The sequence below is a fragment of the Bradyrhizobium sp. RT6a genome (assembly GCF_040547675.1).
Taxonomy (GTDB): Bacteria; Pseudomonadota; Alphaproteobacteria; order Rhizobiales; family Xanthobacteraceae; genus Bradyrhizobium.
Window position 1 is genome coordinate 65,098 of sequence record NZ_JBEPQC010000002.1, and the last position, 20,247, is coordinate 85,344.

Annotated in this window: 24 protein-coding genes; 14 read left to right on the top strand and 10 right to left on the bottom strand. The window is 62.1% G+C overall.

The window, feature by feature from the left end; translation table 11 throughout:
* Positions 1-40 precede the first annotated feature (40 nt).
* Together ABIC03_RS10105 and ABIC03_RS10110 are read left to right on the top strand one after the other, a co-directional pair.
* Complete coding sequence (locus tag ABIC03_RS10105) at positions 41-1,291, top strand: FecR family protein (protein ID WP_354057682.1); 1,251 nt, start codon at positions 41-43, stop codon at positions 1,289-1,291.
* A gap of 60 nt (positions 1,292-1,351) precedes the next feature.
* On the top strand, positions 1,352-4,093 hold the full coding sequence (locus ABIC03_RS10110) for an EAL domain-containing protein (protein ID WP_354057684.1): 2,742 nt from the start codon (positions 1,352-1,354) through the stop codon (positions 4,091-4,093).
* A 17-nt stretch (positions 4,094-4,110) separates the two neighbouring features.
* On the opposite strand, the gene ABIC03_RS10115 is transcribed toward ABIC03_RS10110, so the two are convergent.
* Entirely contained in the window at positions 4,111-4,371 is a 261-nt protein-coding gene (locus tag ABIC03_RS10115; RefSeq protein ID WP_354057686.1) for a hypothetical protein, read from the bottom strand.
* 269 nt (positions 4,372-4,640) lie between these two features.
* On the opposite strand from ABIC03_RS10115, the gene rocF reads away from it, so the two are divergent.
* The 4 genes from rocF (at position 4,641) to ABIC03_RS10135 (ending at position 7,979) form a co-directional block, all read left to right on the top strand.
* The gene (gene rocF, locus ABIC03_RS10120; protein WP_354057688.1) at positions 4,641-5,618 is read left to right on the top strand and encodes an arginase; all 978 of its coding nucleotides are present in this window, start codon (positions 4,641-4,643) and stop codon (positions 5,616-5,618) included.
* 160 nt (positions 5,619-5,778) lie between these two features.
* Positions 5,779-7,050, top strand: a complete 1,272-nt coding sequence (soxC, locus tag ABIC03_RS10125) for a sulfite dehydrogenase (protein WP_354057690.1) — start codon at positions 5,779-5,781, stop codon at positions 7,048-7,050.
* Positions 7,037-7,579, top strand: coding sequence for a c-type cytochrome (locus tag ABIC03_RS10130; protein WP_354057692.1), 543 nt, complete (start codon positions 7,037-7,039; stop codon positions 7,577-7,579). The genes soxC and ABIC03_RS10130 overlap by 14 nt, the downstream gene beginning before the upstream one ends.
* A gap of 103 nt (positions 7,580-7,682) precedes the next feature.
* On the top strand, positions 7,683-7,979 hold the full coding sequence (locus ABIC03_RS10135; RefSeq protein WP_354057694.1) for a hypothetical protein: 297 nt from the start codon (positions 7,683-7,685) through the stop codon (positions 7,977-7,979).
* 6 nt (positions 7,980-7,985) lie between these two features.
* Here the strand turns inward: ABIC03_RS10135 and ABIC03_RS10140 are convergent, their stop codons facing one another.
* Positions 7,986-9,200, bottom strand: a complete 1,215-nt coding sequence (locus tag ABIC03_RS10140; RefSeq protein WP_354057696.1) for a mandelate racemase/muconate lactonizing enzyme family protein — start codon at positions 9,198-9,200, stop codon at positions 7,986-7,988.
* 169 nt (positions 9,201-9,369) lie between these two features.
* On the opposite strand from ABIC03_RS10140, the gene ABIC03_RS10145 reads away from it, so the two are divergent.
* On the top strand, positions 9,370-9,558 hold the full coding sequence (locus tag ABIC03_RS10145) for a hypothetical protein (RefSeq protein WP_354057698.1): 189 nt from the start codon (positions 9,370-9,372) through the stop codon (positions 9,556-9,558).
* Between the two features lie 143 nt (positions 9,559-9,701).
* Here ABIC03_RS10145 and ABIC03_RS10150 read toward each other — a convergent pair whose 3' ends face one another.
* Positions 9,702-10,988, bottom strand: a complete 1,287-nt coding sequence (locus tag ABIC03_RS10150; protein WP_354057700.1) for an NRAMP family divalent metal transporter — start codon at positions 10,986-10,988, stop codon at positions 9,702-9,704.
* Positions 10,989-11,268: 280 nt separating this feature from the next.
* The gene (locus ABIC03_RS10155; protein ID WP_354057702.1) at positions 11,269-11,454 is read right to left on the bottom strand and encodes a hypothetical protein; all 186 of its coding nucleotides are present in this window, start codon (positions 11,452-11,454) and stop codon (positions 11,269-11,271) included.
* Positions 11,455-11,714: 260 nt separating this feature from the next.
* On the opposite strand from ABIC03_RS10155, the gene ABIC03_RS10160 reads away from it, so the two are divergent.
* Complete coding sequence (locus ABIC03_RS10160) at positions 11,715-11,936, top strand: hypothetical protein (RefSeq protein ID WP_354057704.1); 222 nt, start codon at positions 11,715-11,717, stop codon at positions 11,934-11,936.
* 490 nt (positions 11,937-12,426) lie between these two features.
* On the top strand, positions 12,427-12,618 hold the full coding sequence (locus ABIC03_RS10165) for a hypothetical protein (RefSeq protein WP_027519295.1): 192 nt from the start codon (positions 12,427-12,429) through the stop codon (positions 12,616-12,618).
* A 20-nt stretch (positions 12,619-12,638) separates the two neighbouring features.
* Here ABIC03_RS10165 and ABIC03_RS10170 read toward each other — a convergent pair whose 3' ends face one another.
* Positions 12,639-13,409, bottom strand: a complete 771-nt coding sequence (locus tag ABIC03_RS10170) for an EAL domain-containing protein (protein WP_354057706.1) — start codon at positions 13,407-13,409, stop codon at positions 12,639-12,641.
* Positions 13,410-14,052: 643 nt separating this feature from the next.
* Between ABIC03_RS10170 and ABIC03_RS10175 the strand changes: the two genes are divergently transcribed.
* Positions 14,053-14,301, top strand: a complete 249-nt coding sequence (locus ABIC03_RS10175; protein ID WP_354057708.1) for a hypothetical protein — start codon at positions 14,053-14,055, stop codon at positions 14,299-14,301.
* A gap of 115 nt (positions 14,302-14,416) precedes the next feature.
* Here the strand turns inward: ABIC03_RS10175 and ABIC03_RS10180 are convergent, their stop codons facing one another.
* Positions 14,417-14,974, bottom strand: a complete 558-nt coding sequence (locus ABIC03_RS10180; protein WP_354057710.1) for a hypothetical protein — start codon at positions 14,972-14,974, stop codon at positions 14,417-14,419.
* A gap of 329 nt (positions 14,975-15,303) precedes the next feature.
* Here ABIC03_RS10180 and ABIC03_RS10185 point away from each other — a divergent pair, with 329 nt between their 5' ends.
* The gene (locus ABIC03_RS10185; protein ID WP_354057712.1) at positions 15,304-15,573 is read left to right on the top strand and encodes a DUF6894 family protein; all 270 of its coding nucleotides are present in this window, start codon (positions 15,304-15,306) and stop codon (positions 15,571-15,573) included.
* On the opposite strand, the gene ABIC03_RS10190 is transcribed toward ABIC03_RS10185, so the two are convergent.
* The 4 genes from ABIC03_RS10190 to ABIC03_RS10205 form a co-directional block, all read right to left on the bottom strand.
* Positions 15,567-15,773 (bottom strand): hypothetical protein, encoded by a 207-nt coding sequence (locus ABIC03_RS10190; RefSeq protein WP_354057714.1) that lies wholly within the window; start codon positions 15,771-15,773, stop codon positions 15,567-15,569. The genes ABIC03_RS10185 and ABIC03_RS10190 overlap by 7 nt on opposite strands.
* Complete coding sequence (locus ABIC03_RS10195; RefSeq protein WP_354057716.1) at positions 15,770-15,970, bottom strand: hypothetical protein; 201 nt, start codon at positions 15,968-15,970, stop codon at positions 15,770-15,772. Before ABIC03_RS10195 ends, ABIC03_RS10190 begins: the two co-directional genes overlap by 4 nt.
* Before the next feature lie 384 nt (positions 15,971-16,354).
* Positions 16,355-16,753 (bottom strand): type II toxin-antitoxin system HicB family antitoxin, encoded by a 399-nt coding sequence (locus ABIC03_RS10200; protein WP_354057718.1) that lies wholly within the window; start codon positions 16,751-16,753, stop codon positions 16,355-16,357.
* Positions 16,754-16,758: 5 nt separating this feature from the next.
* Complete coding sequence (locus ABIC03_RS10205; RefSeq protein WP_354057720.1) at positions 16,759-16,947, bottom strand: type II toxin-antitoxin system HicA family toxin; 189 nt, start codon at positions 16,945-16,947, stop codon at positions 16,759-16,761.
* Positions 16,948-17,486: 539 nt separating this feature from the next.
* Here ABIC03_RS10205 and ABIC03_RS10215 point away from each other — a divergent pair.
* The 3 genes from ABIC03_RS10215 (at position 17,487) to ABIC03_RS10225 (ending at position 20,246) form a co-directional block, all read left to right on the top strand.
* Entirely contained in the window at positions 17,487-18,332 is an 846-nt protein-coding gene (locus tag ABIC03_RS10215) for a DUF4261 domain-containing protein (RefSeq protein ID WP_354057722.1), read from the top strand.
* Positions 18,333-18,529: 197 nt separating this feature from the next.
* On the top strand, positions 18,530-19,162 hold the full coding sequence (locus tag ABIC03_RS10220) for an imm11 family protein (RefSeq protein ID WP_354057724.1): 633 nt from the start codon (positions 18,530-18,532) through the stop codon (positions 19,160-19,162).
* A 430-nt stretch (positions 19,163-19,592) separates the two neighbouring features.
* Entirely contained in the window at positions 19,593-20,246 is a 654-nt protein-coding gene (locus tag ABIC03_RS10225; RefSeq protein ID WP_354057726.1) for an imm11 family protein, read from the top strand.
* Position 20,247 lies beyond the last annotated feature (1 nt).

Here is a 20,247-nt window from a genome sequence, read left to right on the forward strand (position 1 = left end):
TACCCCTCAGGACTGGCTGTAACGCGGACTGAGGATCGTCATGCTGAACAAGATTGGAATGCAGTGCGCCTTCGTGGCTGCGCTGATCCTGGGAACGGCTTCCGCCGCATCCGCCGCGGACGACGGCGTCTGGTCGGTCGGCAAGGCCACCGGCGAGGTCTGGGTGGCCACCAGCGGCGCGCAGCAGGTTTCGTTGAACCAGCAGGAGGCACTCAAGCCCGGCGACACCATTCGCACCGGACGTAACGGACGCGTGCTGCTCGTCCGCGGCGAGGAAACGATCCTGATCTCTCCCAACTCGGTGGTCGGCCTACCGACGGAGAAAAAGGACGGTCTCTCGACCACCATCATCCAGCAGGCAGGCTCGATCCTGCTCGAGGTCGAGAAGCGCAACGTCAAGCATTTCGAGGTCGAGACGCCCTATCTCGCCGCCGTCGTCAAGGGAACGCAGTTCAGCGTCACCGTGAATGCGGGCAGCACCAAGGTCGGCGTGCTCCGCGGCCAGGTCGAGGTCTCCGACTTCAAGACCGGGCAGATCGCCCAGGTCCTGCCGGGGCAGGCCGCCACCGTCTTCGAGCATGGCAAGCCAGGCCTCTCTCTGAGCGGCTCCGGAACGTTCAATCCGATCGAGCACGGCAAGCCGCGCGCCTCGAGCATCGAGCGCGTCCCCGTGCCTAAATCGGGCCTGGCCGCCCCGCGCAACGCCGCGAACGGCCATGCGATCCATGCGCTCGGTCCGATTGACAAGGGCACCAAGGCGGCCGCCACGCCCAAGCAATCGCAGCAGGCGGCCGGAGCTCACGCGCCCAAGGGCGGTGCTGCAAAGCCCGGCGTCGTGCGCATCTCGAGTTCGCTCGGCGAGGTCAAGCTGAACGTCCACAAGGTCACGCGCGGGCTCGCTCACGGTGGCGTTGCTCCCGGGCAGGTGCGCAACGCGCATGCCAGCACCGAGACAGTCTGGAGTGACTCGAAAGCGAGCACGACAGCATCCAACAGCACCGTCCAGACTGCGGTGACGACAAGTGGTGCCGTAACGGCTGGCAGCAGCAGTTCGTCAAATCCAGGCGCCGCGATCGCCGCAGCGGCCGCCAACGGAAATGCTGGCGGCAACGGCAACTCCGGCAACGGCAACTCCGGTAACGGCAATTCCGGCAATGGGAATTCCGGCAACGGCAATGGTAATGGCAACGCCGGCGCCACCGGTAACGGCAGGGGCAACAACGGCAACGGCAATGGCGGCGGCAACGGCAGCAATGGCCACGGCAATGCCTTTGGCCACAACAAGCACTGAGGCGATTTCTTAGGGGATGAGGGGGCGTACCAGCAGAAGCCGGTGCGCGGGAGGATCGGAGTGAAGCGCTATCGTCCGCATATTCTAGTCGTGATCGCGCTTGCGATCGTGCTGTCCACGGGGTGGCATGGCGCGGTTCGCAACGCGCTGACCGACCTGCGGTTCGCCTGGCAATCGCGTGCCGCGAGCGGCAATGTCGTCGTGGTGGCCATCGACGCGCCCTCGATCGAGCAGATCGGGGTATGGCCCTGGCCGCGCCGGCTGCACGCGGAACTGTTGCACAGGTTAGAGGCCGCGGGGGCGCAGGACGTTGCGTTCGACGTCGATTTCAGCTCGCCATCCGATCCGGCCTCCGACGAGGCCTTCGTCAACGCACTGCGTGAGGTCGGCGGCTCGACGATCCTGCCGTCCTTCAAGCAGCCGACGCCGAATGGCGGCGCAGCTCACATCAATCGGCCCCTGAAGCCGTTCAGCAATCAGTCGTGGCCGGCGCTGGTCAATGTTGCGATCGAATCCGACGGGCTCGTTCGCCGCTATCCATTCGGCGAGAAGCTCGGCGACGCCTTGATGCCGTCGATGGCCGTCGTGCTGGCCGGACAGGACGCCAATCGGCGGCCTCCTTTCCTGATCGATTTCAGCATTCGGGCGGGCTCCGTTCCGAGTGTCTCGTATGTCGACGTGCTCCGCGGCGAACCGGCTACTCTCGACAAGCTGAGAGACAAGAAGGTCATCATTGGTGCGACGGCGCTCGAGCTTGGCGACCGCTTCAGCGTTCCAAATGGCCGCATCATCTCCGGACCCATCCTCCAGGCGCTGGCAGCGGAATCGATCCTCCAGAGCCGGATGCTGCGCTGGACTTCCGATACCGGCATGATCCTGGGTCTCGCCGTGATCTGCCTGCTGATGGTGTTTTCGTGGCGCCGCTTCGGACCGGGAATTCGCGTCGCACTCCTGATCTCAGCCGGAGCGATCTTCGAACTGGTTGCGGTCCTCGTGCAGGCAAGATGGCCCTTCATCATCGACACATCGCTGTTCCACATCGCGATTGTGGCTTATCTGACGGCGATCGCACTCGACGAAATCGACTTCCGCGGTCTGTTGGGGCGCATCGCCGAAAGCCGCTTTCATCGTATCGCGATGTCGCTCGGCGATGGCCTCGTCTGCACCGACGAAGGTCAGCTGATCACCGTGTGGAATCCCGGCGCCAGTGCGATCTTCGGCTATATGCCCGCCGAGATCATCGGCCGCCCGTTCGAAACGCTGTGCGCCGTGTCGGTGGACGGTGACGCGAGGCCGTCCATGCGCGACGCCGCGCGCCAGGCACTCCTGGTCCCCGGCGGAGCGGTCGTCGTTGAATTCGAAGGGCGGCGCAAGAACGGTGAAATTTTCTCGGTCGAGGCGAGCTTCTCGGGTTGGCAGGGAACGGACGGCTTTCAGTACGGAGCTATCCTGCGCGATATCTCGGTCCGCAAGCGCGAGGCCGAACGCGTCAGATATCTCGCCGAGTACGACGCGCTGACCGGTCTTGCCAACCGCAACACGCTGCATGCAGGATTGGTCGGCATGATCGCGGATGCGGGGCAGCGCCCTTGCGAGGTCGCGCTACTCGTCATCGGGCTCGACGGTTTCCAGAGCATCAACGACATGCTCGGTCATGCCGCCGGAGATCTCGTGCTGCAGGCGGTCGCTGGCCGCTTGAAGGACCAGGCGGGCGACGGCGCTATCGTTGCCCGGCTCAGCGGAGACGAATTCGCCATTGCGCGCAAAGGCGCCGATGGCGACGAGCCGATCGCGGACTTCGCCGAGCGCATTGCGCGCGCGTTCGAAGCGCCGCTTGCGACCGGCACGCGGCAGCATCGCGTCAGGATCAGCATCGGCGTCGCCGTCCATCCAGAAGGCGGGCACAACGCCGACGATCTCCTGAGCAACGGTCATCTTGCGCTGACCAAGGCAAAGCTGACGCGGCGCGGCGGTTATGTGGTCTTCGAGAGCGCGATCCGAGAGGAGCTGGAGAACCGGCTGACGCTGGAGGGTGAATTGGCGCTCGCCGCGGATCGCGGCGAGTTCGAACTGTTCTACCAGCCCCAGGTTCGCCTGATCGACGCGAGCCTGGTCGGGGCCGAAGCTCTCATCCGCTGGCGGCATCCCGTGCGCGGCTACGTTTCGCCGGGAGAGTTCATGCCGGTGGTCAACAGCTCAGCCCTATCCGAGCGGATCGGAAACTGGGTGATGGAGACCGCCTGCCGGCAAGCACGCGCCTGGGAATTGTCCGGCGACAGAGTGCGGGTGGCGATCAACCTGTCGCCCTCGCAGCTCCACTCCGGCGATCTCGCACATTCAGTTGCGGGGATGCTCGAAGCGACAGGGCTCACGCCGTCGCTGCTCGAACTCGAGGTCACCGAAGACATCCTGCTTCACGACGAAGCCCGCGTGCTCGACATGTTCAAGCGCATCCAGCAGCTCGGCGTCCGCGTCCTGTTCGACGATTTCGGCACTGGCTATGCAAGCCTGAGCTATTTGAAGAAGTTTCCGCTCGATGGACTCAAGATCGACCGGTCGTTCGTGCTCGGTCTGCTCGCGAACTCCGATGATGCCGCGATCGTCGGGTCGACCATCGGCCTCAGCAAACAGCTCGGACTGACGGTCGTGGCCGAGGGCATCGAGAACCGCGCTACGGCCGATCTCCTGGTGAGCATGGGATGCGAGGAAGGCCAGGGCTATTTCTTCGGCCGTCCGATGCCGGCGGAAGCATTCGAGCGGCAATTCCTCGCGGTCGAGTGCGCCGCCGTTAGTGCCGCCTGAACGGGTCCGCTCGGTCTTTAGCGCCGACGCGCGACCGCGACGCCGAACAGGAAAGCCACGAACAGGCTGGCAAGCGGTGCTTCGCGCGTGATCGCGGCGACGGTCGCCAGGGGCTTGCCCGGCTTTCGAGCTTCGTCGATAGCGGAGGTCATGCGGTCGACAGCTGCATGCAGGCCACCTGCGACTTCACCGATGGTGCGGGATACGTCCGTCGCGGCATCGATGGCGCGCTCGGCCATGCCGGGATGTGAGGTGGACTGCGGGATCTCCGTGCTCAAGTGCGCAACCTCCAGGCAATCATGTGTTGGCGGAGGCCGATACCTTTGGCTATCCGCGCGAGCGCTCGTTCTGAACAGCGGGTCGGACGACCTTTGGCTATCCGCGACAGGCGCCGTGGTCTTTACGGCGGGTACCGGCCTTGGATGAGCAATTCGGCGCGCGGGCTTTTGTTCCGAGAGGATGCGCCCCTGCGCGGACCTTCCCCGTGAAACGACGGATGCGAATCTCTGTTAGGCTGGCTCAATCTTGCTGATCTCAGGAGACAGCTGTGACCGATCGAACCACGACGGATCGAGCCCGGCGCATCGCCTTGCTCGGCGCTCCCATCGACATGGGGGCTTCGCAGCGCGGTACCCTGATGGGTCCTGCGGCGCTCCGCACCGCCGGCCTTGCGACACTGCTCGAGAGCCTAGATTTCGAGGTCGTCGATTACGGCGATCTCTCGGTGGCCGAGCTCCGGGACCTCGCAGACGTGCCTCCCGACAAAGCCAATCACTACCGCGAAATCCAGCGCTGGACGCGCGTGCTGAGCCATAGAGGCTACGAGATCGCGAAAACCGGCGCGCTGCCGATTTTCCTCGGTGGCGATCACACGCTGTCGATGGGATCGGTGAATGCCATGGCCCGTCACTGGCAGGAGCGCGGACGCGAGCTGTTCGTGCTCTGGCTCGATGCCCATGCCGACTACAACACGCCGGAAACGACGATCACCGCCAACATGCACGGCATGTCGGCGGCATTCCTGTGCGGCGAACCTGGCCTCGACGGATTGCTCGGCGATGATCCGCGCGCCTCGATCGATCCTGACAGGCTCGACCTGTTCGGCGCGCGCTCAATCGACAAGCTCGAAAAGGAGTTGATGCGCACGCGCCGGATCAGGGTTGTCGACATGCGCCAGATCGACGAGTTCGGCGTCGCCGTATTGATCCGCCGCGTCATCGAGCGCGTCAGGGCCAGTAACGGCGTACTGCATGTCAGCTTCGACGTCGATTTTCTCGATCCCTGCGTCGCACCCGGCGTGGGCACGACGGTGCCGGGCGGAGCGACCTATCGTGAGGCGCATCTGATCATGGAGCTTTTGCACGATTCCGGCGTGGTCGGATCAGTCGACATCGTCGAGCTCAATCCTTTTCTTGACGAGCGTGGCTGCACCGCACGCACCGCGGTTGAACTGATCGGCAGCCTGTTCGGCCAGCAGATCGCCGACCGGCCGACCCCGAGCAATGCGATCGCGCCGGGCGAGTGACGGACGAGCCGTTGTGCGTTGCGAAGAAGGGAATTGCCGTCGCGCCCGCCAGATTTAGATCAGTCGCGGTCGAAATCGCCTGTTTTTGAAACAGGAGCGAATTGCAAATGCTCGTCGCAGAATGTTTCATGCGGGTCGCGCTTCAGCCGAGGATCCGCAAATGAGCCGCACGTTCGATGCCGACGACAAATCGGCGGGCACGACTCGCCGTCATTTTCTGCACACCAGCGCGACGGTTGCGGGTGGTACCGTCCTGGGCGTCGGCGCATCGGCTGCCGCCGGCACCGACAACCTTCCGCCAAATGTTCCCGAATGGATGAGGGCGCCGGGCGAGCCGACGGGGGGCCAGCTCTATGGCGCGCCATCGCCGTTCGAGAAGGGAGTCGTGAAGAACATCTCGAAGACTCTCAAGCAGTACATCTCTGCCTCAAGTCGGACGCCGTTGCAGGAGCTCGACGGCATCATCACGCCGAACGGCCTGTTTTACGAGCGTCATCACGGCGGCGTTCCGACCATCGATCCGGTCCAGCACCGGCTGATGCTGCACGGGCTGGTCGAGCACCCGCTGATCTTCACAATGGATGATCTCAGGCGTTTCCCGTCGGAATCGCGCGTCCACTTTCTCGAATGCTCCGGCAATCCCGGCTACACCAAGCCTTACGGCAAGACAGCGTCAGATCTTGTGGGTCTGGTGAGTTGTGCGGAATGGACCGGGGTCAGCCTCAAGCTGGTGCTGCAGGAGGCCGGGCTGAAGCCGGAAGCCAAATGGGTCGTCGCCGAGGGTGCCGACGCGGCTGCGCTGACGCGCAGCATCCCGATCGAGAAATGCCTCGAGGACGCCATGCTGGTCTACAGCCAGAACGGGGAGCGGCTGCGTCCACAGCAGGGCTATCCGCTGCGGCTATTGCTGCCGGGCTTCGAGGGCAACATGAGTGTGAAGTGGCTGCGGCGCCTGCATGTAACTGCGGAGCCGGTTTATTCGCGCGAGGAGACCTCGAAATACACCGACCTGCTGCCGGATGGCACCGCGCGTGAATTTTCGTTCTACATGGAGGCGAAGTCGATCATCACGCGGCCCTCTGGCGGCCAGCGTCTGGGCGCGCCCGGCTTCCACGAGATCACGGGCATCGCCTGGAGCGGGCATGGCAAGATCGCGCGCGTCGAAGTGTCCGTCGACGAGGGAAAGAGTTGGCAAACCGCGCAATTGCAGGAGCCGGTGCTGACGCGTGCGTTGACACGCTTTCGCTTGCCCTGGCAGTGGGACGGCAAGCCTGCCGTGATCCAGAGCCGTGCCATCGACGAGACCGGCTATGTGCAGCCGACGCTCTCCGAGTTGCTCGCGGTGCGCGGCGAGAACTATTTCTACCACAACAACGCGATCTGGCCTTGGCGCATCGCGGCCGACGGCGAGGTGACCAATGCGCTGGCGTGAGACTTGCGGCATTGCTATCGTCATCGTGCTGTGTGCGTTCGCGAGCGGGGCGCAAGCACAAAGCCTGTACGGCATCGGACGCCCCGCGACGGCTGCGGAGATCGCGGGCTGGAATATCGACGTCGGAGGCGACGGCAGCAATCTGCCGAAGGGAAGCGGCTCGGTCGGCCAAGGGCGCGAAGTGTTTGCCCAGCAATGTGCATCATGCCATGGCGACAAGGGCGAGGGCGGGCTGGGTGACCGGCTCGTCGGTGGACAGGGCACGATCGCAACGCCAAAGCCGATCCGCACGGTCGGCAGCTATTGGCCGTATGCGCCGACGCTGTTCGACTACATCCGCCGTGCGATGCCGCAGAACGCGCCGCAATCGCTGAGCGATGAGGAGGTTTATGCGGTGTCCGCGTACATCCTGAACCTGAACGGGCTGGTTGGAGCGGATGTGACGCTCGATGCCAAATCGCTTGCGGCTGTCAAAATGCCGAACCGCGACCGGTTCGTCGGCGATGCGCGGCCGGATGTGAAACACTGAGCGCCTTGTACCGTCAGGTTCCACGCATTGACTTGGAACTTGCCTGGGCCAGGAGCGGAACTCGCGGGGCCGAATTGAATTAACCTGCGATAGGATAAATTGGATGGGTCCTTCGATGGCAGCGGATCGCTTCGCAAATTCCATGTCTTCGGCGCTTCGCCATCCCGGCGTGATCGCGTTGATTGTGGCGGCGGTGACGATTGCCGCGATGCTCGTCGTCGATCATGGGCCATGGAATCGCGCCAAGACGCAGCCTGCTCACGTTGCGATGTATGCAACCACGGGAGAAGCTGCGCGCGCCGTAGGTGCCAAGATTCTCCCGACCGAACCGAAATCACCGATTGAGCCGGCGCGGCCGGGGCCAAAGACGTCCCCGACCGTCAATCCGATAACGCCGTAAGACGCTCTAATTCTTGCGACCGTAGTTGAGGAGCCCGCCGCTGGTCTTCGGCGGGTGCGCGCGAAGGGCTTCCTCGTTCGGATCGGTGCCCCAGCCGGGCCGGTCCGGAATGACCAGATGGCCGTTCTGAATTTCCGGCTCATGTGTGAACAGCTCGCGGTCCCACGCCAGGCGATCGATATCGATCTCCATGATGCGAAGATTAGGTACGGCGGCGCAGAAATGCGCGTTCATCATCGAGCAGAGATGACCGTAGAAATTATGCGGCGCAACGTTCACTTCGAACGCTTCCGCAGCGGCTGCGATCTTCATCGACTGCCAGACGCCGTTCCAGGGCGTGTCGATGATCGCGACGTCCATGGCCTGTTCTTGGAAATAGGGCAGGAATTCGCGCAGGCCCAATAGCGTCTCGCAGGACGAGATGGGGTGCGGGCTTTGCCTGCGGATGTAACCGAGCGCTTCCGGGTTGAAACTGTCGATCTCGATCCAGAACATGTCGAGGTCCGCGATGGTGCGCAGGATCTCCAAATAGCCCTCGGTCTTGGCGTTGAAGTTGCAGTCAAGCAGGATGTCGACGTCAGGGCCTGCACCGTCGCGGATCGCTTCCAGATGCATGCGCAGGTCGCGCAGGATTTTGCGATCGACGTTGATCTCGGGGGCGAAGGGCGAGCCGAAGCCCGGCCGCCAGCCGGTCGGCTTGCCGTCATCGTAGGAGAAGATGTTGGTCTTGAGCGCGGTGAACTTCTTCTCGCGCACCTCGCGTCCCATCGCCTTGACACCGTCGAGGTTCTCGATCGGCGGCTTGTACCAGGACGGATGATTGATCCGCCACGTTGCGCAATGCGACCAATAGACCCTGACACGGTCGCGGATCTTGCCACCGAGCAGTTCATAGCAGGGCACACCGAGACACTTCGCCTTGGCATCGAGCAGCGCATTCTCGATCGCGCCGAGCGCCTGCGCCACCACGCCGCCGGCGGCGGGACGTGTGGCCGCGAACAGTTCGGCGTAGATGCGCTCGTGCCGGAAAACGTTCTGCCCGACGACGCGGGCGGACAGGCGCAGGATCGCAGCGCCGACGCCGGGCGAGCCGAAGCCCTCGTCGAACTCGCTCCAGCCGACGATGCCGTCTTCGGTCGTCAGCTTGACGAAGTGGTAGTTTCTCCAACCGGCATCGCAGGCGAGAATTTCGAGACTTGTTGCTTTTGATGATTTGCTCATGTCGCTCCCTGTTGCCCGGCTGGGCTTTTTCTTTGGCCGGCCCGCAAGCCCGGCTCAAGCCACAATTGTTAGGCTAACGGCCCTGCGCAGTGAAGTCCGGCGAGGTGCGCGGGCAAGCCCGTTCCGGCCATTCTAGCGGAAAACTCGGCGGAATCTGGTGGGGAGAGCCATGATCTTTCCCGGGATCGACGTGAAAAGGGACCATGCTGTGACGTTTTTGGCCGCAATCGGGATCGACCCTCCGGCCATGAAATTTCTGGCTGTGATTTCGATCCTGGCGCTGCTCACGATGGGTGGAGCCGCCATCTCCGATCAGTTTTTGACGGCCGATCAGCACGCCGCGCACGGGGTGGAATAGCGCGGCGGGCGGAGACGTTTTTTGTCTTGGGGGAGACAGCGATGCTTTCGATCGACCAGTTCCTGCGCTTCATCAGCGTGCCGGCCGTGTTCGCGGCCCTCATCATCGCCTCGCAGATCTCGGCGGCCCTGTCGCAAAGTTAGTCAGCCGATCACGGACGAGCCGAGCAGCGCGAGCACGGCCAGCGCCATCAGCGCGGTGCCGAGCCAGCCCAGCGCGACGAGCCATGAGCGGCCCTTGAAGCGGCCCATGATCGCCTTGCTCGAGACGATCAGCATCATCATGGCCATGATCGGAACGGCGACGATGCCGTTGAGCACGGCGCTCCAGACCAGCATGTGGATCGAGTCGATGCCGGTGAACCCGAGACCGAAGCCGATCGCGGTTGCCGCGGCGATGATGGTGTAGAAGCCGACCGCCTCGTCGGGCTTCGCCTCCAGCGTGGCGCGCCAGCCGAAGATCTCCGCCACGCCGTAGGCGGCCGATCCCGCCAGCACCGGGATGGCGAGCAGGCCGGTGCCGATGATGCCGGTCGCAAACAGGGCGAAGGTGAAGTCGCCGGCGAGCGGCCGCAGCGCTTCGGCTGCCTCCGTCGCCGAACTGATGTTGGTGACGCCATTCGCGTGCAGCACCGACGCGGTGGTGAGGATGATGAAGAAGGCGATGCCGTTGGAGAGCAGCATGCCGGAGAGGGTGTCGGCCCGGATGCGCGCCAGTTCCGGACTGCCGCCGTGCTTCAGCTCGCGCAGCGGCTTGTCGCGCTTGCCCTGGTTCATCTCCTCGACCTCCTGCGAGGCCTGCCAGAAGAACAGATACGGGCTGATCGTGGTGCCGAGCACGGCGACGACCATCAAGAAATAGTCGGCGCTGACATTCGTCTTCGGCCACACCGCCGCGAGCAGCGCCGTGCTCCACGGAATCTGCACGGTGAAGGCGGTCGCGACATAGGCGAACAGCGCCAAGGTGAGAAATTTCAGCACCGGCGAATAGCGCCGATAGGGCAGGAACACCTGCAGCAGCGTCGAGCCCGCCGCGAAGATCAGCGCGTGCTCGTGGTTGAGGCCGCCGATCACCAGCGACAGCGCCTCCGCCATCGCCGCGATGTCGGCGGCGATGTTGAAAGTGTTGGCGGCGACGAGCATGGCGACGAGCGACAGCACCGCCCAGCGCGGCGCGATCTGCATGACGTTGGCGGCCAGCCCCTTGCCGGTGACGCGGCCGATCCGGGCGCTGACGAGCTGGATCGCGATCATGAACGGCGTGGTCAGGAACACCGTCCAGAGCAGTCCGTAGCCGAATTGCGCGCCGGCCTGCGAATAGGTGGCGATGCCCGACGGATCGTCGTCCGCCGCCCCGGTGACGAGACCCGGCCCCAGCCTCTGCAACAGCGTCGGCGCGGATTTCGTGGGAGTGAGGGCACTGTCGGTCATGGCGGGAGGGACCTCGGTCGGGGCGCGTCCTTCACAAATGCCAACGAGGGAACAAGGTTCCCGGGCGAGCGGGAGCGGGCGCCTCGCTCATTTCTGATAAAGCTAATCGCCCTTTGACTCGTCGGGCAAAACACCTGTATAAGTACATGATCGAAGAATACGCTGCCCGCTTTAGCGCGCATCCCGAGCGCGACCGGGCGACCGGGCGGCCGTCGCGCAATCCGACAACCCCGCACGTACACCGGCGAGACGCTTGTCCCCTGAGCAAGTGCCGTCGGGACTATTTGATGCTGACGAACATGCCCCAGGCGCCGGCCAGCACGGCGCCGGAAAAGACGATCAGGGGATTGTCGCAGAACGCACTTCCATAGGTGCACATGGTGACGCCGAACGAGCCGATCTCGTGATGGCTCGCGGAGTAGAACAGTCCCGACAGCACCAGCAACGCGGCGGCGACGACATACATCGACGATCTCTCCGAGCTATCCCGGTTGCGTCTGTCGCAAGGGAGATGTTCCAGCATGGCGCGAACCCATTGCATCCTGCCGAATCCGCCCTGCTGCATTTGAACTAAAGTCGATCTTTCCCGCGAGATGCTGTCGTCGTCTGCTGCAGTTCGTGCGCAATCTCGACGTGTGATCGGAACCGGAACATCTGCGCGGGAACTCTTGGACGTGCTCTTCATTAAGGAACATGAACAGTTGGACCAACTGAGGGGAGTGGCCCATGGGAGCCGAGCGGATGCATCCTCCGCGGTACTGGCGGATGCGGGCGGAAGAATTCCGCACCAAGGCGGATAATTGCGAATATCCCGAGACGCGGGACGTGCTGCGCAAGGTGGCGCAAAATTACGACGAACTGGCCCGCCGCGCCGCGCGCATCTGCACACTCGAGAGCCTGGACGAATTGCGGGGGGGGGGGGGACCCGCCAACAGCAAGCCGGTTTGATCGTTCAGGACAAACCCGCTTGATCGTTCAGGATGAAGCCGATAATCGGCGCGCGCGATCATGGGGCGTCTAGGCCCTCTCTTCCATTCGAAGCGCCACCCGGGTGATTGGAACGAATGTCCACTTTGGCACTTAGGAACTCAGTCCTCCAACGAGGAATGAGATGAGCAGCGAACAGCAAGCAGGCCCGGCAACGTGGCCGGATCACCAATACAAGTCGGGGCCGGCATGTCCCAAATGCGAGAGGGGCACGCGCTGCCTGACGTCGATCTTCGACGTGAGGCGCGATTGCTCGGTCCTGATCTATCGGTGCGATTCGTGCCGCGAGGAAGTCTGGATCTGAGCGAGCACTGTCGCAGGCCCCGGTCCATTTGCGGGATGGCGCGCTGCAGATCGCGCTGCAGATCTCATGGCAATGTCGGATAGGAACTTCGCCTGCTTCGCGCGCTTGTCGCCTGCATCGACCACGCAGGCGAGACCGCTTCCGACCATGCAATCACGCTACCCGTTGTTGAAGAAGTGGACAGCGGAAGAGCACGAGCGGCTGAAGGCGCTGGCCGAAGCCGGCTGGCGGCCGGACGAGATCGCCGGCGAGCTTGGTCGCAGCGAAGCGGCCGTGAGGGTGCGAGCCTGGCAGCACGGCATCGCGCTGCGCCTCGTCACGCAGAAGCGCGGACCCTGAAAAACAGGCCGCCTCTTTCGTCAACTGGCGATCGAGACATCCATCTGCTGAAATCCGCGGACCTGCGGCAGCGACATGAACCCCGGTTTTGCGAAATAGTAACCCTGGAACAGCGCGATGCCGGCGGCCCGCAAGCAAGTGAGCTCGGCTTCGCTCTCGACGCCTTCGGCCAGCACGGTGATATCGAGCTCGCGCGCGATCGCGGCCACCGCCGAGACGATCACCTGCTTGGGGTGGCTGAGCTGGATGTCTCTCACCAGCTCCATGTCGATCTTGATCAGGTTCGGCTGCAACCGGGCCAGCAGGCTGAGGCCGGCATAGCCGGCGCCGAAATCGTCCAGTGCGGTCCAGAACCCGAAGGCCTTGTAGGTGCGGACGATGTTTTCGATATGCGCGGGATCGGCGATCCGCTCGTTCTCGGTGAATTCGAACATCAAATTCGATGTCGGGAAGCTCGCGCGGCGCGCGGCCTCCAGCGATTTCTGGATGCAAGCGCGCGGCTCGTACACCGCGTTCGGCAGGAAGTTGATCGAGAGCCGCGCCTCCGGGTCCTGGAACAGCGCGCCTGCGGTTTCGATCGCCATCACGCGCGCGGCCTGGTCGAAGCGGTAGAGCTGCTGGTCGGTGAGCTGGCTGAGGACGCTGTGCGCGCTTTCGCCGTTCGGCCCGCGCACCAGGGCTTCATAGCCCCAGATGCGGTGTTCGACGACCTTGACGATCGGCTGAAACGCCATCTTGAACTGGAACGGGAGCTCGGTCCCGTCGGCACATCCCGCACATTTCACAGCCATCACGCGAACCCCACGCCCTCTCAAACGCCGCGGGAAAAAATTAGGTCGCAGGCGTTAAGGAACCACGAAGAGCAATAGAAACCTATCCCGCTGTCCCGCGTTTGCGCGCATGACGAACCGAGATACCAGGCTGCGGGCCATGTGTGCCGCGTGCAACAAGCCCATGACCTTCATCGACGCGGTCAGTTCACCCGAGGGGGCGATTGCCATCTTTCGGTGTTCCGGCTGCAACAAGCTGTCCTGGGAGAAGCCCAGCCGAGACCAGAACGCGCGCTCGGGTTGAATTTGCGCGGGAGAAGAAACGGCCCCAGCCGGGGGGCGAGCTGAGGCCGTTGGGAGGTGCCGGTCGTGCATCCGGACCGACGCCCGAATAACTTCTTCATCCCACAAGCAGTTCCTAATTTGCTGGCCCGCCATGGCGCGCCCCGACGAAACACGCCTGAAACAGTGCTGAAACCAGATTGTCTCGAACGCTCCGCCGGCTGTGCCCGACCAACCTAGCGAAAAGGAGATCATCATGATCCAAGTCGGTATCCAGGTTGGTTCGAAGGAAGAAGTCGCGTTTTTGCTGGCGCTGTTCGGCACCCACACCCAGCCGGTCAAGCGGCCGACGAAATCGCGGCAGGCGTGAGGCGCTGATCCCATGCCAGGTTTGGCCGAATGCCAGAGCCTCTTGCGGCTTCTGATCGCAAGGGGTGACCCGAAGGCCATCCCGCTCGCAAAGGGCGCCATCGATCAATATCTGAACACGGCGCCGGCCTGCATGCGCGGGCGCGGCCTGCGCATGCTCCAGCGCGACGCGCTCGACCAGCATGGGATCGCGGTCGGTGTGCAGCGCTCGTTCGCCGAAACGGTGGATGCCTATATCGTCGGGAAGCTTGCGGAGGAGTGAGGGTGCGCCGAATGTCGGTGCGCCCTTGTCGCTTTCACCCCCGAAACACGAACGCGGCAGGCGATGCTGCCGCGTTCGATTTGTCATCGTATCCAGCGCGCGGGCTTCCGCGCGATTACTGGGTCGGCGGCAGCACGGCCTGCGTGGTCTGCTGCGGCAGGTTGGTGTAGGTCGCACTTTCCTTGGTGCAGATATCCCTGAACACCACGACACCGGCCTGCGGATATTCCTTCACGAGGCAGTTGCAGTTGTTGTTGACCACCGGGGCGGGCGCAGCCGCCGCGACCGGTGCCGCAACCACGGCGGGGCGCTGCACGACGACCGTCTTTTCCACCACCTGCGGCGTCGGAACGTACACCGGCCTGTTCACGACAACCGGATACTGCACCGGCCGGACCACGACCTGCGGCGGGATATAGGGGGGCGGCACGGGCCGCGGATAGACAATGACCTGGGGCATCGGCCGGGGGCCGGGATAGACGACCGGGCGCTGGCCGCCGTTGCCGCCATAGCCGTTGAAATGGGGACCGAATTGAGGGCGGGCCTGCGGCGTGTTGCCATACTGTCCATTCTGGCCCCAGCCGGCCTGCGCCGAGCTGCTCGCAACGCCTGCCGCAACACTGGCCAACACGATCGCTGCCGCCATCTTCGTGATCATCAAGGTCTTCGTCATGGTCCACCTGTCTGGTTGTTTGTTTTGTTCCAAGCCGTCGTCGTGGGATGAGTGATAGGCCGACCTGGCGCGTGCTTCCGTGACGCCGCGCACACAGCGGGCGAAATCCTCCTTCGATGGAATGAGACATGACGGGCGGGACGCGGCGGCCGGCGCTTGTTCGCCGATGGAATTCGACGCTGGCGCCGGGCGCACACAGGCGAAGGGCAGGCGTTGGATCGTCAAAAGGGAACAGAGGAGTTCCCGGAACCTATTGATTCCAACAGTTTTTTTCGAGCCGCTCGAAACCCTTTGGCCGTTTCGGACCTATACCGCCAAAGGATGCTGCGATGCCCCGATATTATTTCGACCTGCGCGACGACACTGGTGTAGCGCTCGACGAGGAAGGGCTGGAGCTGGCCAGCTTGCGCGCCGTTCAGGCGGAGGCCGCAAAGTCGGTCGCGGACATGGCGCGCGATGCCATCCTCTCCGCGCCTGCGGCGGGCGGCAGGCAGACCATGGCGATCGACGTTCGCGATGCCGGGGGTCCCGTGATGCAGGTCAAGTTCTCGTTCGCGTTCGAGACCTTCAGGACGCCCTCGACATCACGCGATCATTGACGCGTGAGGAATTCCGGCGGCGATGACTCGGGCTCGAGCACGGCGATCTTGCGGCCGAGCTGCCAGACCTCGACCTTGCCGCGCCGCGTGAACTGCTGCGCGAAGGTGAGGGCGTTCGCATCGGAGGCGGCCTCGAACGCTTCGGCGGAGTGGAAGACGCCGTTGTCGCCAACGAGGTAGGCGCGATATTGTAGGGTCATGACGGTGCCCTCAGCCCTGGCGAATGCAGCCAGGCGTCGATGTGCATGGCGGTCTCGTCCTGCCGCGCCTTGCGCAGCAGCATTTCGCGGCGGCGCCCCGGCGCGAGCGTGCGCGCTTCCTCGCGAAGCCGCGCGGCCTCCTCGGCGAGCCGTTCGGTGAGTGTCGTGGTCTGCTTGAAACGTCGGCGCTTCTGCATGGCATGTCCATCGTGCGAGCAGGCGGGAGCGCAACCCCGGCGTTGTCGTTGCCGATCGATGCCGAGTGAGGCGCGGTGATGGATCAAGCCTAGGCCGCCGGTTTCGGACCGTCTTTGTCATTTGCTAGTTTGTTGAGAAGAATCTTTCGGGCGTGCAGCGCGGCCGGCTTGAGTGGCTTACTCATTTTGCGGTGCAAGAGTTTTCAATTTTCACGTGGATGCGAGCTGCGGTGGATCGACTTCGCACAGGATCACGCTGCAGCGCCGCGGCGGCCGATCGGTGCGGATCTTTGAATCCGGAAGTTCAAGATGAATCCGAAGCCGCAAGAAGCTGGCGCAAGCTGAGAAGGAGAAGGAGCCCGAGAAATGATCTCGGGCTTTTGCTTATGCGGTCTCGGCCATCAGCTTTTTAGCGGCTTGGGTGAGAAGGCCCGAGCGTGTGAAGCCGTGTGCCTCAGCGTATTTGTCGATCTGATCCAACACATCGCCGGGAAGGGTGACGTTGACGCGGATTGCTTTCGGCGCTTCCGTCTTGACCGAGACCAGAATAGCAACGCCGGTGCGGTTGTTCGGATCCGACATGACCTCTTCGAGGGCAGAGGGTTCGGGGATGGCTTCGCCATCCTCCGTCATACCCTCGATATGAAGGGCCAGAGCCTCTTCCGCCATATGACGAGCGTCATCCAGGGTGGTGCCGGCAGTAACAGCCCCGGGGAAATCCGGAAACGAAACGCCGAAATGGCTGTCGGCATCCTTATGGATAAGACCAATATAGTTGCGCATGGTTCTTACCTCAGTTGTAGGCCAGACTGCTTCTCAATGCTCTTCAGTGTCCCAATAGGGATGTTCCGTGCAGGGTGGGGAACCGTTACTCGTCCCTGCTTGATCGGATGCTTGAATTGAACATGGCTGCCTTTTTGAGCCACTTGATACCAACCATCCTTTTGAATCGCCTTGATAACCTCCCGGCTATTCATGATGTGTATATATACACACTATGGCTGCCTCCGTCAACAATTGGACCGCATGTTCCCGTACACTGAAACAGTTCAGCCTTTCCAAATTCAGCCTCTCGAAATGCAGATGTTGAGTTGAGTGTTGACCGCATTGCTATGCAGTTCGCCAGTTCAAACATTCACGATCAACTGTTGTGGCAGCGAACGCGTCTTCCTGCTCGATGCCGCGCGTCACGATCTTCAAGCGGCCGTACGGCAGCGGCTGTAGCAGCGCGTTGGCTTCATCCCAGGGCGCACACGTCCTGTTCTTCGTTCGTAGTCAAGATCACCCGCACGGCTTTCGGATGAATGGGTTCGACAACCGCGTCCGGCGTTGTGGTGGGAAAGCTGTAGACCTGATGCGGCGGCCCACCCCGCATCAGGAGAAGCACTCTTATCAGAACGAACATCCGTGTCGCCGACTAGATAAACCGGCCTGTTCGGCTCGAAGCCGATATCTGTGTGCTCTCATCATGCGGGCAAGGAATATCGCTTGACCTTGTTCTTGGTTTGTTCCATTAATGCAAAATATTCAACCTTTGGGCGAGAGCGGCGTTATCGGGCTCGCCGCAATTTCTGCGGGGCAGTCGATGAGTAACTCGATTCTCTCTCTGGTCTTATTGGATAATCCTGTGACGCCGGACATGTCGGCGGTTGCCAAGGCCCTTCGCGCGCGACATCCGGAGCTGGCAACTGAGGTTGCGGAGAACGGAGAGGCGCAACAGGCTCGGGCAAACTCGCCGCTCATTCGCTGTGGCAACGAGCTTGTTGCCGTCATGTCGATGCCGGCGCGCATTCCTGACGATCCCGGCTTGTGGTCGCGCGCTTCCACGACATGGCCAGAGAGCAAGTCGGCTGCGGCGCGGCATCGAGGGCATCTGATCGTCTCTGTGCTTGGCCAAAATCAGCGTCCGGTGCCCGCCGCTCGTCTAACGACGGCTGTCATCGGCGCATTGATTGCGGCGGTGCCGGAATGTTGCGCTGTTGTATGGAATGGGAAGGTCGCACGATCCGCCGATCTATGGTTGGACATGTCCAGCCAATCGTTTGCGCCGTATCCGGACTATCCTTCCTCACTATGGGTGGACATATTACCGTTCCGATCAAAGACAGGCATCGGAGCAGTAACAATGGGATTGTCAGCATTTGCTGAGCGTGAAATCGAGTTCGAGACCCACAAGCTGACACTCCCAACGCTGATCAACAAGGTGGACGGTCTTGCCGTCTATCTGGTCGAGCACGGGCTTGTCGTCAAAGACGGCGATACATTTGGTCGAGATTCGCGCGAGCGCTTCTCGGCTCGTTACCAGGCCTCCGATCGATTTGAAGGCTTGCCCGTTCTTTTCTGTACCGATGGTTCGGCATAATCGACTGTAACGATACGCGAAGGGAGTTGCGTGCGTCCCATTCAGGATGCGTCATTTGACACGTCGGGCAAAACACTGGCAGAATGACATCATCGAGATGAATTTGGATCGAGCCCGCGGGGGTGCCGCGGGCTTTTTTGTTAGCAATTGAGTCTTCGTCGTGCCCCGATGGGCATGATGTTCAATGGGACGTAGGCATGGGCGAGGATAGGGGAGTTTTCATTGCAAAACGGCCCCGAGCGCGAAAGCGCCGCTTTTACGAAATGGGTCCCGACTACGGGGTGGGAGGCAAGGCGGGCTATTGGCTCGAGGACGAAAGTATCCTTCCTCCTTACAAGGTATTCCGTCTGCCGGCTTCTACCGCGCCTGCGCCCTTCGTGTTTGATAAATCGGCTGGCAGCTTGCCAATGGACCTTGAGCCTTACTACGGATGGTGGCTCATTTCGGATCGGACAAAAGCAGTATTTGAGCGGCTTGATCCGGAGGCCTTTGTGTTTGTGCCGTGCACGGCGCGAGTGCCGCATGGTAGCTACGAGGGCCCGGACTATTGGCTCTGCGATGTTGTTCGCATCCTTGATGCACTTGATGAAGCGCAATCGCGTTTGACCATCCGAACTGAGGACGATCCTCGCTCCCTCAAATTTGGAAAGAAGGTCTACTTGACCATGCCGGGCTCCAAGCTGGTCTTTACGGAGGCTGCAATCGGCAAAGCACATATCTTTCGTATGGCTCATAGCGAGGCTGACGTCATATGCGATCAAGACATGAAGGATGCCTGCAAGTCGGCCGGTCTCAAGAGGATACGGTTTTGCGATGTCTCCAAGCTTTGAGCTAATTGAAGCCTTCGTCGTCATGAGGTCTGGCAACGGTTGCGGATCCCGAAGCAAAAGCTGAGCAGGTCGCGAGGCGTTCGGTGCGGTTCGCTTTAGCGATGAAGACTTGGGGCCAAAATCTTTTAGCGGATAGAGCTCGTGGGCACGAGTAGAAGATTTTCAGCTCCTTGGCGGACGTGCGGCTTGAACAGGCTGCCTTGGCGAAATCGGTGTGACCTTTCGACGGCTTTGCCGCATTCGCATGCTCATATTGGTACTCCGATGATCGAGCCACCACGCTGCGGCAAGGAAAGACCGAAGGCACGTGATGATCATTCTCGCAGAACATAGAGCACCAAGATCAACGGAGCCGCAGGTGACGCCCGCAATCCGGCAGGCCCAGTCCTCGCTGATCTAACGATGTTACTCTTGCCACCGGCAGACCATCATGAATGACGACAACGAGAAGGTTGGACCTCGTCGCCGCAGCGTGCGGAAGGGAAAGTACTATGAAATGGCCATGGATTACCGCCCCGCTCGCCCTCGTTTGACCTGGGAGAACGCTGGTGCTCTTGTTCCTGGCACGCAAGTCCTTGCGCCGCCACCGGGCCGGCGGGGATTTCCGGAATACTTCGAGCCGCCGCGCTTCCTGTTTAAGAAGAAGCGAGTGCGACGATCTTTGGACATCAGAGAGTTTCACTCTTTTTGGCTGGTGTCTGAGCAAGCGAAGAAGGTCTTTCAAGCCGTCGATCATGCCGGATTCGAATTTGCAGCATGCGACGTGAGTGTTTCCCGGGGGACCTACGATGGCCCGCGATACTGGTTGTGCGATGCCACTCGCGTCCTGGACGCACTGGACGAAGAGCAGTCACGGCTTGAGATAGGTATCCAAGACGACCCAAAGTACAACAATTTCGGCAAGAAATACTACAAGTTCAGCACCGGCGCCAAACTCGTCTTCAACGAAGACGCGGTGGGAAGTGCACATGTATTCCGAATGGCCTTCTGCTCTAGGACGGTTATTTGCGATCAGGCGCTCAAGGATGCCTGCAAGGAAGCCGGCCTTCTCGGAATCAAATTCAATAATGCTTTGGACATTTGAC

Excerpts from the sequence above, each read along its gene's own strand:
- ABIC03_RS10185 (WP_354057712.1), top strand. The coding sequence starts at position 15,304 with ATGCCCCGATATTATTTCGACCTGCGCGACGACACTGGTGTAGCGCTC.
- ABIC03_RS10200 (WP_354057718.1), bottom strand. The coding sequence starts at position 16,753 with ATGCGCAACTATATTGGTCTTATCCATAAGGATGCCGACAGCCATTTC.
- ABIC03_RS10130 (WP_354057692.1), top strand. The coding sequence starts at position 7,037 with ATGCGCTGGCGTGAGACTTGCGGCATTGCTATCGTCATCGTGCTGTGT.
- ABIC03_RS10150 (WP_354057700.1), bottom strand. The coding sequence starts at position 10,988 with ATGACCGACAGTGCCCTCACTCCCACGAAATCCGCGCCGACGCTGTTG.
- soxC (WP_354057690.1), top strand. The coding sequence starts at position 5,779 with ATGAGCCGCACGTTCGATGCCGACGACAAATCGGCGGGCACGACTCGC.
- ABIC03_RS10135 (WP_354057694.1), top strand. The coding sequence starts at position 7,683 with ATGGGTCCTTCGATGGCAGCGGATCGCTTCGCAAATTCCATGTCTTCG.
- ABIC03_RS10155 (WP_354057702.1), bottom strand. The coding sequence starts at position 11,454 with ATGTATGTCGTCGCCGCCGCGTTGCTGGTGCTGTCGGGACTGTTCTAC.
- ABIC03_RS10140 (WP_354057696.1), bottom strand. The coding sequence starts at position 9,200 with ATGAGCAAATCATCAAAAGCAACAAGTCTCGAAATTCTCGCCTGCGAT.
- ABIC03_RS10165 (WP_027519295.1), top strand. The coding sequence starts at position 12,427 with ATGCAATCACGCTACCCGTTGTTGAAGAAGTGGACAGCGGAAGAGCAC.
- ABIC03_RS10105 (WP_354057682.1), top strand. The coding sequence starts at position 41 with ATGCTGAACAAGATTGGAATGCAGTGCGCCTTCGTGGCTGCGCTGATC.
- ABIC03_RS10175 (WP_354057708.1), top strand. The coding sequence starts at position 14,053 with ATGCCAGGTTTGGCCGAATGCCAGAGCCTCTTGCGGCTTCTGATCGCA.
- ABIC03_RS10145 (WP_354057698.1), top strand. The coding sequence starts at position 9,370 with ATGATCTTTCCCGGGATCGACGTGAAAAGGGACCATGCTGTGACGTTT.
- ABIC03_RS10170 (WP_354057706.1), bottom strand. The coding sequence starts at position 13,409 with ATGGCTGTGAAATGTGCGGGATGTGCCGACGGGACCGAGCTCCCGTTC.
- ABIC03_RS10180 (WP_354057710.1), bottom strand. The coding sequence starts at position 14,974 with ATGACGAAGACCTTGATGATCACGAAGATGGCGGCAGCGATCGTGTTG.
- ABIC03_RS10220 (WP_354057724.1), top strand. The coding sequence starts at position 18,530 with ATGGGCGAGGATAGGGGAGTTTTCATTGCAAAACGGCCCCGAGCGCGA.
- ABIC03_RS10190 (WP_354057714.1), bottom strand. The coding sequence starts at position 15,773 with ATGACCCTACAATATCGCGCCTACCTCGTTGGCGACAACGGCGTCTTC.
- ABIC03_RS10225 (WP_354057726.1), top strand. The coding sequence starts at position 19,593 with ATGAATGACGACAACGAGAAGGTTGGACCTCGTCGCCGCAGCGTGCGG.
- ABIC03_RS10215 (WP_354057722.1), top strand. The coding sequence starts at position 17,487 with ATGCAAAATATTCAACCTTTGGGCGAGAGCGGCGTTATCGGGCTCGCC.
- ABIC03_RS10195 (WP_354057716.1), bottom strand. The coding sequence starts at position 15,970 with ATGCAGAAGCGCCGACGTTTCAAGCAGACCACGACACTCACCGAACGG.
- ABIC03_RS10205 (WP_354057720.1), bottom strand. The coding sequence starts at position 16,947 with ATGAATAGCCGGGAGGTTATCAAGGCGATTCAAAAGGATGGTTGGTAT.
- ABIC03_RS10160 (WP_354057704.1), top strand. The coding sequence starts at position 11,715 with ATGGGAGCCGAGCGGATGCATCCTCCGCGGTACTGGCGGATGCGGGCG.